General features: G+C 45.5%; 14 protein-coding genes. 6 read left to right on the top strand and 8 right to left on the bottom strand.

What is annotated here, in order from left to right; all coding sequences use genetic code 11:
• A complete protein-coding gene (locus B9G69_RS12960) occupies positions 1–459 on the top strand; it encodes a hypothetical protein (RefSeq protein ID WP_088614724.1) in 459 nt (152 codons plus the stop codon).
• On the opposite strand, the gene B9G69_RS12965 is transcribed toward B9G69_RS12960, so the two are convergent.
• Genes B9G69_RS12965 through B9G69_RS12975 form a run of 3 tightly spaced genes read right to left on the bottom strand, consistent with a single transcriptional unit; the run spans position 456 to position 2,779 of the window.
• Entirely contained in the window at positions 456–1,838 is a 1,383-nt protein-coding gene (locus tag B9G69_RS12965; protein ID WP_088614723.1) for an HD-GYP domain-containing protein, read from the bottom strand. The genes B9G69_RS12960 and B9G69_RS12965 overlap by 4 nt on opposite strands.
• Positions 1,838–2,338: a chemotaxis protein CheX gene (locus tag B9G69_RS12970; RefSeq protein ID WP_088614722.1), complete on the bottom strand. Its 501-nt coding sequence runs from the start codon at positions 2,336–2,338 to the stop codon at positions 1,838–1,840. Before B9G69_RS12970 ends, B9G69_RS12965 begins: the two co-directional genes overlap by 1 nt.
• Positions 2,339–2,362: 24 nt before the next feature.
• A complete protein-coding gene (locus B9G69_RS12975) occupies positions 2,363–2,779 on the bottom strand; it encodes a response regulator (RefSeq protein WP_088614721.1) in 417 nt (138 codons plus the stop codon).
• Positions 2,780–2,981: 202 nt separating this feature from the next.
• Here B9G69_RS12975 and B9G69_RS12980 point away from each other — a divergent pair, with 202 nt between their 5' ends.
• Positions 2,982–3,374: a helix-turn-helix domain-containing protein gene (locus B9G69_RS12980; RefSeq protein WP_088614720.1), complete on the top strand. Its 393-nt coding sequence runs from the start codon at positions 2,982–2,984 to the stop codon at positions 3,372–3,374.
• Positions 3,375–3,606: 232 nt separating this feature from the next.
• The gene (locus tag B9G69_RS12985; RefSeq protein ID WP_265437778.1) at positions 3,607–3,978 is read left to right on the top strand and encodes an acyl-CoA thioesterase; all 372 of its coding nucleotides are present in this window, start codon (positions 3,607–3,609) and stop codon (positions 3,976–3,978) included.
• On the opposite strand, the gene B9G69_RS12990 is transcribed toward B9G69_RS12985, so the two are convergent.
• The 5 genes from B9G69_RS12990 to B9G69_RS18130 all read right to left on the bottom strand — a co-directional run bounded on the left by B9G69_RS12990 (position 3,975) and on the right by B9G69_RS18130 (position 10,294).
• Positions 3,975–4,511, bottom strand: a complete 537-nt coding sequence (locus tag B9G69_RS12990) for a hypothetical protein (protein ID WP_088614719.1) — start codon at positions 4,509–4,511, stop codon at positions 3,975–3,977. The two genes, B9G69_RS12985 and B9G69_RS12990, sit on opposite strands and share 4 nt — an antisense overlap.
• A 112-nt stretch (positions 4,512–4,623) precedes the next feature.
• Positions 4,624–5,043 carry a hypothetical protein gene (locus B9G69_RS12995; protein ID WP_141096885.1) on the bottom strand — a complete coding sequence of 140 codons (420 nt, stop codon included), beginning with the start codon at positions 5,041–5,043 and terminating at the stop codon, positions 4,624–4,626.
• Entirely contained in the window at positions 5,025–6,257 is a 1,233-nt protein-coding gene (locus B9G69_RS13000; RefSeq protein WP_088614717.1) for a hypothetical protein, read from the bottom strand. Before B9G69_RS13000 ends, B9G69_RS12995 begins: the two co-directional genes overlap by 19 nt.
• Positions 6,258–6,421: 164 nt before the next feature.
• Positions 6,422–7,687 carry a GTPase HflX gene (gene hflX / locus B9G69_RS13005; protein ID WP_088614716.1) on the bottom strand — a complete coding sequence of 422 codons (1,266 nt, stop codon included), beginning with the start codon at positions 7,685–7,687 and terminating at the stop codon, positions 6,422–6,424.
• Between the two features lie 237 nt (positions 7,688–7,924).
• Positions 7,925–10,294 carry an NADP-dependent malic enzyme gene (locus tag B9G69_RS18130; protein WP_322740770.1) on the bottom strand — a complete coding sequence of 790 codons (2,370 nt, stop codon included), beginning with the start codon at positions 10,292–10,294 and terminating at the stop codon, positions 7,925–7,927.
• Between the two features lie 330 nt (positions 10,295–10,624).
• Between B9G69_RS18130 and B9G69_RS13020 the strand changes: the two genes are divergently transcribed.
• The 3 genes from B9G69_RS13020 to B9G69_RS13030 all read left to right on the top strand — a co-directional run bounded on the left by B9G69_RS13020 (position 10,625) and on the right by B9G69_RS13030 (position 14,105).
• The gene (locus B9G69_RS13020; protein WP_088614714.1) at positions 10,625–11,284 is read left to right on the top strand and encodes a hypothetical protein; all 660 of its coding nucleotides are present in this window, start codon (positions 10,625–10,627) and stop codon (positions 11,282–11,284) included.
• Between the two features lie 278 nt (positions 11,285–11,562).
• Positions 11,563–12,486, top strand: coding sequence for an HNH endonuclease (locus B9G69_RS13025; protein WP_088617307.1), 924 nt, complete (start codon positions 11,563–11,565; stop codon positions 12,484–12,486).
• Positions 12,487–12,761: 275 nt separating this feature from the next.
• Positions 12,762–14,105: a thiolase family protein gene (locus B9G69_RS13030; protein WP_088617308.1), complete on the top strand. Its 1,344-nt coding sequence runs from the start codon at positions 12,762–12,764 to the stop codon at positions 14,103–14,105.
• Positions 14,106–14,118 lie beyond the last annotated feature (13 nt).

Consider the following 14,118-nt stretch of genomic DNA (forward strand, 5'->3'; position numbering starts at 1 on the left):
ATGAAATTATTAGTTTTTATTCTTTCATTAGTGTTTTCAGTTTCCGTTCGGGCCAGCGCGCCGGCTGAAGCTGACTTTTCAAAAATCAACTTTACCGGCCTGCAGGTTTTAAGTGCTTCCGGTGACAACGCGTTTCCGTGGGCGGTAAAACCCATGGTGAATGGCTGGGAAGATCTTTTAAAAAAGCTGGAGGAAGTTTCTTCCACAAAGATTGTCTCTCCGATATTTTACTTGGCGGAAAAAACGTCTTTTAAGAACATCTTCGTTTTCGTCGGTAAGGATTCTGACGGAAATTTCCAGTTCGTGAACATCTATTACACGATGGCCGGGCAAATGTATGGCTCCAATATGAAAGTTATGAACGTCGAGCATGATCGCTTAGATGTCGCGCAAGGAATCCCTAACGAGCAACCTAAGGACTACTACAAGGTCGTCGCAAAAAAGCTATTCCCCTTTTAGGAAGGTTTGAATTTCTTAGCGATGGAACTGATCATGACAAGGTCGTACAGGGCTTTGCCGCTGACGGCGTCTTCTTTCATGGCTGCCATGGCGACTTGTGGAGCGGCGGCTGCGATGCCTTCGCGCAAAGCGGTGGCTTCGTGAAATGCATAGGCAATTCCTAATAACTTACCAAAGTTGCTAATGTCTTCACCCGGCATTCCTTTGGGAAAGCCAGTCCCACGTAAGTTTTCACGATGTTGCATGATAGCGTCTTGGATGTCTTGATTGATGGGAACTTTTTTGGCCTTCACCATATTTACGGAGCGCTCAGGATAGTATTTGTAATCCTTTGCGGCTTCAGCTGATAGCTTCGTGATATCAATTTCCGTGGCTGCAAAATCCGCTTGGGACAATCCAATATTATGCAAAAGTCCTGCAATAGCCGCGGATTCCCGCTTTTCCTCGGGCCAATCTAAGAGCTGAGCAAAGTAGGCGGCGAATGCCGACACACAAAGTGCATCGTGATAATAAGAACGGGTGTTGCCTGTATAGCGACAAACTTCATCATAGATCGCCGGGGGAGTCAGAGTCTTATTCAGTTCCAGTTCATTGATGATCGTTTTGCATTTCTCCAAAATGCCTTTACCCATGGAGTAATCTCCGGTGGCAGCATTTAGGAATTGTTGCATGAACTCATAGATATTCTTTTTAGAACGATGAAACTTTTCAGTCATCGAAATCGGGAATGGAATATTACGCATGCTCATGATGGTTCTTGCAAACTCAAAGAACTGCTTCATCTGAGTTTTTTTAACGTACATTTGCTGGCGCATATTTTTAAATTTTTCAACGTGGCGATCTTCAATCACATCCCCTGTGCGACGTAAGATCACGGAACGATGATTCGCCGGTAAGTGCGCATAGACATCAAAGTTCAATGTGATGTTGGGCTCCATGTCGCGCAAATCCACAGGCATCAAAGCGGTGATCGGAATGTTTTCGCCCTCAAGCTCGATGGGTGCTAATTGCAAAACCATGTCCGAGATAAATTCACGGTCGAAGTTGATGTGCATCACTTCGTCGGCCCCGTTTTTTTTGACCACATTAAAATCAAGGGGAGCGGTTGAGTGCAAAACGATCAAATGACAATCGGGATAGTTCATCTTAGTGGTTTGAACCCACTCGTTGGTGATATTCGTTCCGGCTTCACCGTCGATCAAAGCTAAGATAGGTTGGAATTCAGTGTTTGAAGTCGCGTCGATAATCTCATCGACGCTTTTAAAGTGCTTAAGGATATAGGGGTAGTAGCCTTTCAAGACCGTTTTGATTGTCTCAAGGAAACCCGGTTTCGGGCTTCCTATGATCACATCAACAGTCTTTCCTGGGCCACCAGCCATTATTGCACCGTGATCTCCACGTAGAACGTAGAGTTATTAGGAAGATTGAAAGGAATGACCAGAGTCGCACCTTTATCCGCCTGGGTAATATTAAAATTACCAGAGATAACAGTCGGGATCGCCATTTCAAAGTTATAACCCATTTGATTCAACGTCGTCTTTGCAGACCCGTAAATCATATTCGTCATTTCTCCAACAGCGTCGGAAACTTCTTTGTTAAGCTCTGTGTATTTCTCTCCCAGCATATTCTCTAAAATATGGAAAATGGAATCCTTGCCGTAAGAAATCAAAAGAGTGCCTTTAAGTGGGGGAGCCACCATACCAACCATACCCGCGATTTCGCCCTTAAGTACGAACTGTGGTTCGATGAACGGTTTCCCCGGTGTTGCCTTCGTTTGCCCCATGGTTTGAAGAGTTTTAATAACCCCATCCACGAACGCATTGATCAGGCGTTTGTCAAAGAGCGGATTCAAAGCATCCACTTTAGGTGCCGCAGACATAAATTCTCCTGTTTAATGCGCCGATTATGCGGCTTTAGTTGTAGAGTGTTTCGCCCAAACGCGTTCCATTTTCCCTTTTAGAGTCTGGGAATTGAATGGCTTGACCACGTAATCTGAAACACCAGCTTTTGCGGCTTCAAGAATGTGCTTTTGCTCGGATTCAGCTGTAACTAGCATGAAGGGAGTAGATTTAAAGCGAGGGTCCGCTTTGCACGCCTTTAGAAGATCAATTCCTTGCATGCCAGGCATATTCCAGTCCGAGATAATGAACTCGTATGGTTTACCCGCGTCATGGGCAGCTTGAATCATCGGCAAGGCAGTTTTTCCGTCGTCGGCTTCCTCGACGTTAGTATAGCCAAGCTCATTGAGGACTTTTTTGATGATTTTTCGCATAGTTGAGAAGTCGTCAACGATCAAAAATTTGGTCGTAGTGGGAAACATAATAACTCCTAAGGGCTTTTTTGTGTAAAATCTTCTTTATTATCGGTCTAGTTTTTTAAAACTAGAGTCCAAAGCTATTGCGAAACTTAGAATTTATGTCAGACTTTATTACAGGTGGTCGTGCTGCTTTTGGACATGAGTCCTGGGTAGTGCAAACGGTTTAGATAGAAAAATAAAAAACAATTAGCGGGAGGGAGCAAGGATGCTCAGAGATGTCCTGATTCAAAAAGGTCTTTCAAATAGAGAGGCAGAAGTTGCTGAACTTGTGTCTAAAGGCTTGTCCAACAAGGAAGTTGCGAACCAGCTTTTTGTAACTGAAAAAACAGTTAAATTTCACCTTACTAACATCTACAAAAAGATGAATGTGAAATCTCGTGCACAATTGATCGTATGGTGCTTGCCTCACCTTGGTTTCGTTGAAACTGAAGTGCGCGCTGAGAGCAACAACCAAAACGCAGCATCTGCACAAACTTATAACAATAACCAAACGCAAACGATCCCAGCTGGATCTGCGACTGTAGCTGGTGCTACGACTCTTCCAGGTGGCGGTATGAACCGTAATGGTAATTCCGACATCGGTATGGGTGGCATCTAATATAGACGCCCAAAGCGTTGACTGAACTTTTTAAGAGTTTAGTATAAAAGGCACGGCATAAAATGCTGTGCCTTTTGTTTTTTATAGATTACAAAGGCGTCTTTTATTTCTCGAAAGGCTCTTTTTCATGGCTAAATCCTCTAAGCCCGTTTCCTTTTCACAAGTTGTAATGACACAATTGGTGCTTCCCTCACATACGAATGCTTTAGGTTCGGTATTTGGAGGAACAATCATGTCTTGGATCGATATTGCGGCCGCCATCGCAGCTCAACGTCATTCGAACAAAGATGTGGTAACTGCTTCTATTGATCGTATTAACTTCGTGGCTCCTGTGTATAAGGGTTGGGTTGTGAACTTGAAGGCGAGTGTGAACTACACGTCTCGTACATCGATGGAAGTCGGTGTGCGCGTGGATGCAGAGGATCCTAAGACAGGAGAGACATTCCACACGGCGACCGCATATACGACATTCGTGGCTTTGGGCGCGAATGGAAAGCCGATTGAGGTGCCCTCGTTAGAACTTACAACTGAGGATGACAAACGTCGTTTCAGCGAAGGGAAAGCTCGTCGCGAACAACGCTTGAAAGAAAAGCGTCAAGACTAGTCAGAATCACGGGGCTGACTGCGTTCGTACATCAGCCTCATTCCATAGACCTGTACAAACACAAAGACCACCATAATGAATTTCATAAAGAAGTCCAAAAGCTGCTCCAGAATGGGAGTTGAGCTGATGGGTTTTGTCAGTTGATACACGATTAAAATCATCAGTGATAAAATCAAATTTCCAAAGACTAATTCGACTTTCATTCTGTTCAGAAAAATCACCGGATTTAGAGCGACGATTAATAATGTTAAAATCGCATATTTGCTGACGAAGGGAATCGTCAACAGGATCACAAGGGACGCGTACATTAAAATGCTTTGAATGATAACGGCATCGCGGTTTCTGCGCATGTTGAAAAGTGGTGTCGTCGCAATTCCCAAAAGTGCAATCGCTCCCAAGCTGATTAATTTCAGCATTGAAGCGTCCATTGCTAAATAGTAAAAACAAAACGTGATACTGACGGCCCACACACTCAGGCAGACGTATCTTCCCAGATGGTTTTGATTGATAGAGAAATCACTGCTTTCGAACATAGTTATCAAGTCTCCGCGAACGTGCGTGTAAACTTAATTATAACTGACATTCGGCACAGGGATCATTTTGATGCAGCAACGATTTAAAATAGAATCCTGTTTTGAGACGCTTCTATTTGCATAAAAGCGCTAACCACGCGGAAGCCTCGGTAGCCTCGGAAGAAAGCGTAGAATCTTCGGGTTTTGTACCCTTGTCTTCGAGGATGATTTGGCGTTTCGCTTTATCGCAGTCCTGGGCTGTCGGTTTAGATTTTCCGACTAAGGAGTTCACGGGCTCCATGCTGTAAGAAACATACAGCACCTGTTCTTCGGCTTCCGTCAGGACGGGATTTTTCAATTTCTTATAGTTATCAACAGCGGCTTTCACGGAGGCAAAAGCTTTTTTGAATTCTTCAGAGGTTTTTGTGAAATCAAGGCCAGCGGCTTTTTCACGGCGGGATTTTAAATCAGCCAAAAGATCTGCTTTGGTTCTTGGTGTTGCCCAAACAACAGAAGCGAATGCAAAGAAAAGAATTAAAGTGGTTTTACACATTCGTTGGCTCCAAGTTGCTTGTCGGTGAGTGCTGCCTTTTTGTTTTTGCATTCCGAAGAAGACGGCTCGATACCATCTTTTAAGCAGTACATTTCGCCCATCTTGCCCCGAATGGCTTTTAGGTAAACGCTGCTTCCTTGAATCATTTTTAAATAACATTTATCCGGTGTTAGTTTGCCTTTGCAGGGATTGTTTTTAGCGGTGTAAAGGCTTGCCTTGTCCGCCAGGGCGCGGGCTTTCTTAATGCCTTCGGCTCCATAGCTAACGGCTGTTAAAGCGCTTACGATTTCGCGATTTTTGGAAAGTTCTCTGTTTTCATCAAACAGTTTGGGGCCGATGATGCTATCACGCATGTGAATATAGTAAGCGATACCGTACATCAGATTGCGAGCAAGTCCATCGCCAGCGCTGACATAGTCACAGTAATTCGAAGAGCTGATTTTAGGGCGCTTGCCGAGGTCCGATTTCGCAACGTCTTTAAAGCCTTGGCAGGAATGTTTAGAGCTTTTTGCGACGTTTTCTATGATCGGGCGGCCGGCGCCGTCTGCGATTTCTTCCACGGCAATGTTCGTCATTTGTCCGATGCCGGCGCCACCATTCCAAGCGATGGAATAGTTGAATCCTGTTTCATTATTGAACTTTTGATAGATCACCCGAGCATCGACGGGGTTGTCATCAGAGAGGCATTTGATAGCACTGTTCACGGCAAACTGGATATAGCTCACCATATCTGCAGTGATGCATTGCTGAGTTTTGCCGCCTACCTGACCATAGGGAATTTCGATATCTTGATCGGTGCTTTTTTTGGTTGCTGAGCAAGCGTAACCCTTCTGACCAGGATCGCGCATGAGGGATGCGTTGATGCATTCTCTTTTAATCAGAGACGGCAACTGGCTGGGAGATTTGGCGGAGTCATCTAAATCCCAGATGCCATCGTTTTCAGGTGCGGAGCCCGCAGCTTTAGAAATCTCTTTAAGGTCTTTGATTTGCTTTGCAACGTTGCCTGGCATTTCGCAAGCAGGGGAACCTTTTTTTGAAGAGGTTTCGCTAATGAAAGTTCTTTTAAGGGGATCGGCGTTGTCTTTAAAGGAGTTGTAGAGCTTTAAGTTTTTCTCACTTGCACCGTTCATGCATGCAGGAGCCTCTGCGGCTTGCGCCGTTGAACCCAAGTGAAGCGCCAGAACTGATAAAAAAAGGGTCAGACATTTCTGCATACCTTAGCGTATCGGATACTGTACGTGACCCTAAAGAGAAAAATGAGTTAAGCTCTGCTCAAGCAGGTCTTTTCTCTGGGAACCGGCACAACAATCACGGCCGGTAGAATGAGGTTCGCTGTGTGAGGTGGTCCGTGCTGTCGAGTTATTTAAATATTACTTAACTATTTAACAATATAGTCTTTCCAGCGATTGATCAGCGACGGAGTCAGCTGTGTATAGCAAACTGTTCCCTCAGTCGCTGTTTCTTTTCTGGAGATCTGTGCTTCTCGGCCCAAATCAAAGATTTTGTACTCCTCAGCTCTTGGGAAGTACAATTGCACATCGGTCTGCATTTCACTGACCATTTGAGCCATTAGCTTTTTCAATTGTTCCATGCCTTGGCCCGTAAGTGCGCTGACAAAGACGCGGGGATATTGTTTTACGCGGAATTGGCGCTCGACGGGAGCTGCGTCGACTTTATTAAAGACGTGGATGATTTTCTTATCCGCCCAGTTAAATTCTTTAATGAGTTCTTCCACAACTTCGATTTGTCTTTCCATATTGGGTGACGACAAATCCACCACGTGAAGCAAAACATCAGCCTCTGCCGATTCTTCAAGTGTTGCTTTAAAGGCCTCGATTAACTGTGTAGGAAGTTTGCGAATGAATCCAACGGTGTCGGTTACAACAGCCGGGGGACCATCGTTCAGGAAAATTTTGCGAGTTGTAGGATCCAAGGTCGCAAAGACTTGGTTTTTCGTCATAACCTGCGCGCCCGTTAAACGATTTAGCAGCGAGCTTTTTCCTGAGTTGGTATAACCAATCAAAGCAAAAGAGGGAATTTCATGACGTTTACGAGATTGTCTATGTTGCGCGCGGTTGCGACGAACGCCTTCAAGTTTTTCTTTAATGAAAGCGACTCGTTCGCGGATACGACGGCGGTCATTCTCGAGGGCCGTTTCACCGGGGCCGCGGGTTCCGATACCACCACCTTGGCGGGAAAGGGATTCAAGCCATGCACCTACCATGCGGGGCATTTGATCTAGCAACTGTGCAAGTTCCACTTGAAGTTTTCCCTCAAAGGTTTGCGCACGCTGGGCGAAAATATCCAAGATCAATTGATTGCGATCCACCACGCGAACTTTAACAATTTGTGCTAAGTTTCTTTGTTGGACGCCCGAAAGTTGATGGTCCATCACCACGATCGTGGCCTGGCTGTCGCGAACCATTTCCGCGACTTCCTCGACTTTTCCTGATCCAATTAATGTAGCGGGATTCCAAGAAGGCAGAACTTGGATAATGGAGCCGACGACTTCACCGCCTGCGGCGCCAACCAGCTCTTCAAGTTCTAGAAGATTTTCCTTAATTTCGGTGAGTGGTTCGGTCTTTAAACCGACCCCGATGACAATCGCTCGATCGTGAACTTTGACATGGGCTTGATTACTCAACTCTTAAAACCCTCCCTTGGTCTGTCTTAATTCTAGCACCGCTTTCGGAGTGATCAAAGTTAAATTTTCGTATTTTGTGGGACTGTAAACCATCCTCGGAATGGACGTGAGAAGGCCCCATATCGGTTAAAACGAACGTCGATTTCCGGTCTAAATAAGCGTGGATTTTTTTTTAAAATAAGCCCACGGTTTGTGCCGTGGGCTTATCGGTTTGAACAGTTATATGTACGTAGACCGTTATTTGGTCAGTTCCGATTTTTTAGCTTCGCGAGCTTTCAAAACAGACTTAATAAACTGCGCTTCAAGAGCCGTGAATACAACGGAGTTCACGATTCCATCCACGGTTGTCGTTCTTTGCAAAACGTTGCAAGAGCGACGTACGCCTGTCAGGAATGGACCGATCACTTCAACCTTTCCAACTTGTTGAATCAGTTTGTAAGCGATGTTCGAGGATTCGAGGTTCGGGAAAATCAGAATGTTGGCGCCGCCCTTAAGTTCCGAGAACGGGAACAAACGCTCCATGATGTCTGGATTCACAGCTGTATCCGCTTGCATGTCTCCGTCCACCATCAAACCTGGGCGCATTTTTCTAACAATTTGTGCAGCCTCTTTCATTTTGCAAGGAGTGCCTTCTGCTGCGGTAAAGTTCGAGTAAGAAAGCATTGCTACCTTCGGCTCGATGCCGAAATACTCAACAACTTTAGAAACTTGCAAAGCGATCAGCGCACACTGTTCAGCCGTTGGGTTCAAGTTCACGGTTGTATCTGCTAAGACCAAGAAACGATCTTCAAGCAAGACGAAGTTCAGACCTGCTGGAATACCGTTTTGATAGACTCCCACGGTTTGCAAAATAGGTTTCACTGCATCTGCATAATTAACCGAAGCACCGTTCACCATGCCGTCAGCATCACCCATCGTGACCATCATCGCAGCAAAGTAGTTGGGATCTGCCATCAAACGCTCGGCCTCACGCATGTTGATGCCTTTACGCTGTCTAAGATTGTAAAGCTTTTCCACGTAAGCAAAGAATTTTGGATACGTTGCTGGATGAATCACCGGAACGTCATTCAAGGCCGGGATGTCCAACGCTTGAATTTTTTCTTTCACGCGATCAGGATAGCCCAACAAAATGGGCTGACAGATTTTTTCTTCAACCAATGTGGATAGTGCTTTTAGAACTTTCGTGCTTGTGCCCTCTGGGAATACGATGCGCGGAAGTTCGCCGCCAGCCGCTGTCGCGTTTTGGTGAACACGGTTGATGGCAGAGCGAATGAAGACTTTGGACGGACCTTGAAGAGCTTCCAATGTTTCGCGATAGTGATCCCAGTCTTCGATGGTTCTAGTTGCAACGCCAGTTTTGATGGCAGCTTTTGCAACTTCAGGCGCCACCCAAAGCAGAACCCGGGTATCGAAAGGCTTTGGAATCAAGTATTCGCGGCCGAACTTAAAGGTTTTACCACCGTAAGTCGCGGAAACGCGGTCAGGTACTTCTTCGCGCGCGAGCTTTGCCAGGGCATGCACGGCCGCGAGCTTCATTTCTTCATTGATTTGAGTTGAACGTGTGTCCAAAGCTCCGCGGAAAATGGAAGGGAAGCCCAAGACGTTATTCACTTGGTTGGGATAATCCGAACGACCGGTTGCAATGATAGCGTCTGGACGAGCCGCGCGTGCCTTATCCGGTGTAATCTCGGGTTCTGGATTTGCCATAGCAAAAATGATTGGATCTTTTGCCATGTCCTTAAGCATTTCTGGAGTCAATGCTCCCGCCACTGAAAGACCTACGAAAACGTCAGCGCCATGCAACGCTTGGCTGAGTGTACGAACTTCTGTTTCGGCAGCGAAGTATTCTTTATACTTGTTCATTCCGGCTGTACGGCCTTTGTAAATCACACCTTGCGAGTCGCACATGATGATGTTTTCACGACGTACACCTAAAGAAATAAAGATTTTTGCGCAGGAATTCGCAGAGGCTCCGGCACCATTCACCACGATGCGGATTTGATCCATTTTTCTGTTGGTGATAGAGACGGCGTTCAATAACGCCGCACCCGACACGATGGCTGTTCCGTGTTGGTCATCGTGAAAGACCGGGATCTTCATTTCTTTTTTTAGACGCTCTTCGATTTCAAAACACTCGGGTGCTTTGATGTCTTCCAAATTGATACCACCGAACGTCGGCTCCAGAGTTTTAATTGCGTTACAGAACGTGTCGACGTCGTTGGCATCCACTTCAATGTCGAAAACATCAATACCAGCGAATTGTTTGAAAAGAATCCCTTTACCTTCCATCACGGGTTTTGAAGCGTGGGGTCCGATGTTACCCAAACCCAGAACCGCAGTTCCGTTTGAAATCACGCCAACTAGGTTTCCTTTTGCAGTGTAGTCGTAAACTTTAGAGGCGTCTTTCGCGATCACTTTGCAAGGGGCTGCTACTCCCGGGGAGTAAGCAAGTGACAAATCCTTTTCAGAAACGCATGGCTTAGAAGAGATGACTTCGATTTTACCTGGCTTACCACGTTGGTGGTACTCCAACGCTTCTTGATCGAAATTGTTTGTTGCATGCTTTTCTACTGCTTTATCCGAGTTCTTATTCAATTCTTTTTCCAAGGATATTTCCTTTCGCTGCATTTTTTTACGAGCTCGTTTTTTAGAAAAATTCTAAAGCTTTTCAGCGTTTAGCGGGCCTCGCAAAACAAGTGCAGTAACTCTACAAATGCATTCTTAGGGGGTCAATCAATGGGGGAGATTGGCGCGGGTGGCAATGTGATGATGCGTGGCGTTCCATTGGTATCACATGTGAATTGAATCTAAGTGACTTGTCAGTTGTGTACTCAAAGTCACCCAATTGCACGGGATATGAAGATACTATGCAGCTGTAAAACATTTTTTGGCAGCTGAAGCATGTCTCAGATTGAGACAGAGAGGTAGGTGAAGCACATGAAAAAAAGAGTGATTACTTTTGCATTCCTGTCGCTGTTTGCAACTTCTTCTGTTCACGCCTATGAAACTCGCAACGTGAAGAATGTTGACGAGGCCTCGCAGTCCATTGTCAGAGCAGACCGTGTCTGCGGTCTCAAGCCAGAAACCGTGCAAAAGCATTCTAAGGCTGTGGCCTATGTGTATGGTTCCTCTGTTCCACACGACGCTCCGGAGGGCTTGGCAAATGCTTGGTACACGATTGCAGGGCCTCCTCCGTCGGACGCCGACTATGAACAGAAAAAAGAATTTACCTTTTATGACCCTAATGAAAAATCGATCGCGATGGTTTGGGCTGAAAACAACAATAAGTACAGTCCAAATAAAAATCGGGAAATCGTGTATTCGAATGTTTTAGATTTAAGTTACCGCGCGGATTTCACTGTTCGTGGAGACGGTGATTGTGTGCAAAGATTCGTCTGGCTTTTGGATTACAATCAAGTGGACTCGTGGAGTGAAGCTCAAAGTGTTGAAGACTTTAAGCAGCGGGTGAGAAAAAGATGTGATCAATTGAATGTTGCTGATAAAGGGACTTCCAAATTTGATATTATTGTTCTGAAAGGGAGTGGGCTTTTTTATCACAACTCTCAGATCATGGCTCGGTGCTTGATTAGTGATTGATTGATTGATTGATTGATTGATTGATTGATTGATTGATTGATTGATTGATTGATTGATTGATTGCGACAGATTTCCCACCTCCAACTTGCATCTTTAGCCTTCGTCAAAAGCAACGTCCAGAATAAATGATGCGCTCAGTAACCGGAGCGGGTGTGGATGTTACATAGATTGTCCGAATTCCGACGCTGAATATCTTTTACATCTTCTTTATACGAATCTCAGATTGGTTTCACGATTGCTGATCAAAATTGCATTTAAACTAATAAGTGGAGGATGCAATGGATGGACTTGCATCGATTGGTAATCGTGATCTCGAAGCAAACTTAAAAAGTCTTGTTAGAAAAGAGCGAATGCTTTTGCATTTGATTTTGGAATACATCAGAGAAGTGGATGCGCGACGACTTTATCTCGAGCATGCGTACTCATCAATGTATGATTATTTGACCAAAGAGCTGGGATATTCCAGTTCGGCAGCACTGCGTAGATTGGAGGCCGCTCGACTGATGAATGTGGTTCCGGGATTGGCAGATAAAATTCAGCAAGGTTCTATCAACTTAACTCAGGTGGGAGAGTTGACCCGCGCAATTCATGAAAAGGAAAAAACGGGCGAGAGAATATCGAATGAGGTAAAGTCCGAAATCATTGATCAAATTGCAGGACTCAGTGGAGAACAGACGCAAAAAACTGTGGCAATGAGTCTGGATATTGAGCTCAAAGATCCAGAACGCGTCAGAATTCAGAAAGATGAATCGGTTCATTTGTCGATCACTTTGACTCGAGAGCAATTTGAGATACTCACTAGTTGTAAAGAGAAAGCTGCGCACAGTCTTCAACTCGCAAACGGGGATCATTCTTGGGCGAAAGTGATTGAAGTGGTGGCAGGTCAATACTTGGACGAAAAATCATCCGGGCGCGAGGAAAAAAGCTTCTCGCGGAGTACTGACTCCCGCATTCATTCAAAAAATAAAACTCTGACTCTTAAAACTCGTCGATTTATTCTGAACAGAGATAAGTGTTGTCAGTACAAAGACAAGCGGACCGGTAGGATTTGTGGTAGCAAATATGGGTTGCAAGTTGATCATATTATCCCTCGATGGAGTGGTGGAACTCACGAGCCGGAAAACCTTCAGGTGCTCTGTTGGTCGCACAATAACCAGAAGTATCGAGAAGAGGCCGGCATCAAATTTCGAAGCTCGAGCTGAGGGGGACGTAAACGGCGAAGGGAACAGGTGTGAAACATAACTCTTCACGATGCGTCCATTCCAGACTTTTCATCATAAATTTCTAGAGTTGCAGCTCTTTTTCCCCTCTGGAAAACCGAAAAGTGTCTCGAAAAAGCACCTCGACCACCAAAGGATGCACGCTGACTTTGTCGAAACTAGACCATGCACATGCAATAATGCATTTGTGTTTGGTCCTCATATGGAAAACCTGTACGATTTTGAGTGGTTATTAGAATTACCAACAGGAGTTTTCTATGAAGTCACCACGTGATGTGGTTCTCGTTGAAGGTGTACGCACACCATTTGCAAAATCCGGTACAAAACTTAAAAAAGTTCATCCAGCACAGTTGGGCCAAGTTGCGCTGAAGCAATTGATCGCTCAAACAAACTTGGATGTAAATTCTGTCGATGAAGTGATCATCGGAAATACAGGAAATCCGCCAGACGCTGTGAACATCTCGCGCGTGGTTGCATTGAACGCGGGTATTCCAATGAAGACGTCCGCATACACAGTTCACAGAAACTGTGCATCCGCGATGGAATCAATCTCTAATGGATTTGAAAAAATCAAATCCGGGACAATGGATGTTGTGCTGGCGGGTGGAACTGAATCCATGTCGCAAATTCCAACTCTTGCTCCGCAAAAGTTCCAAGAGATTTATGAAAAACTTTTTGCAGCAAAAGGTCCAAAGCAAGCTTTGCCATTGTTGTGGAAGCTTTTCAAAGCGGACGTAAATCAAATTAAAGCGTTGCTTCAAGGCAACATGAAAGATCCATTCTTCCCGCAAATCGGCGTGATGTTGGGTCTGACAGACCCTTTCGTTGGGATCAACATGGGTCAAACGGCGGAGATCCTTGCAAAAGAATGGGGCTTGAATCGTCAGATGCAAGATGCATTTGCTCTTCGTTCGCACCAGTTGGCTTCTAAAGCGATGAAAGAAGGTCGCATGAAGGAAGAGACAACTCCGGTTTACTTGGCTCCTGAATACAAAGAAGTGATCTCTGAGGACATCGGTCCTCGTGACACTCAAACGCTGGAAGCTTTGGCGAAATTGAAGCCCTTCTTTGATAAAGCGACGGGAACAATCACAGCAGGTAACTCTTGCCCGATCACAGACGGCGCGGCAATGGTGCTTTTGATGTCTCGTGAGAAAGCAGAGCAAATGGGTTACAAACCTCTTGCGACAATCCGTTCCTACGGTTTCGCAGGCCTTGAGCCAGAGCGCATGGGGCTGGGGCCGGCATACTCAACTCCGCTTGCCCTTAAGCGCGCGGGTCTTTCATTGAAAGACATCGGCTTGGTAGAGCTGAACGAAGCCTTCGCGGCTCAAGTTATGGCATGCCAAAGAGCACTGGATTCTGACAAATTTGCTCAAGAGAAACTTGGCTTGTCTGCAAAAGTCGGGGAGATTCGTGATGAGATCTTGAACGTCAACGGTGGCGCGATTGCATTGGGCCATCCAGTGGGCGCAACCGGGACTCGTATCGTATTGACTCTAGCGAAAGAAATGAAACGCAGAGGCGTACAGCACGGCCTGGCAACACTTTGTATCGGTGGCGGTCAAGGTGGTTCTATGATTCTTGAAAACGAAAACTAATTAGCGATTTGCA

This window comes from Bdellovibrio sp. SKB1291214 (assembly GCF_002209355.2).
Classification (GTDB): Bacteria; Bdellovibrionota; Bdellovibrionia; order Bdellovibrionales; family Bdellovibrionaceae; genus Bdellovibrio.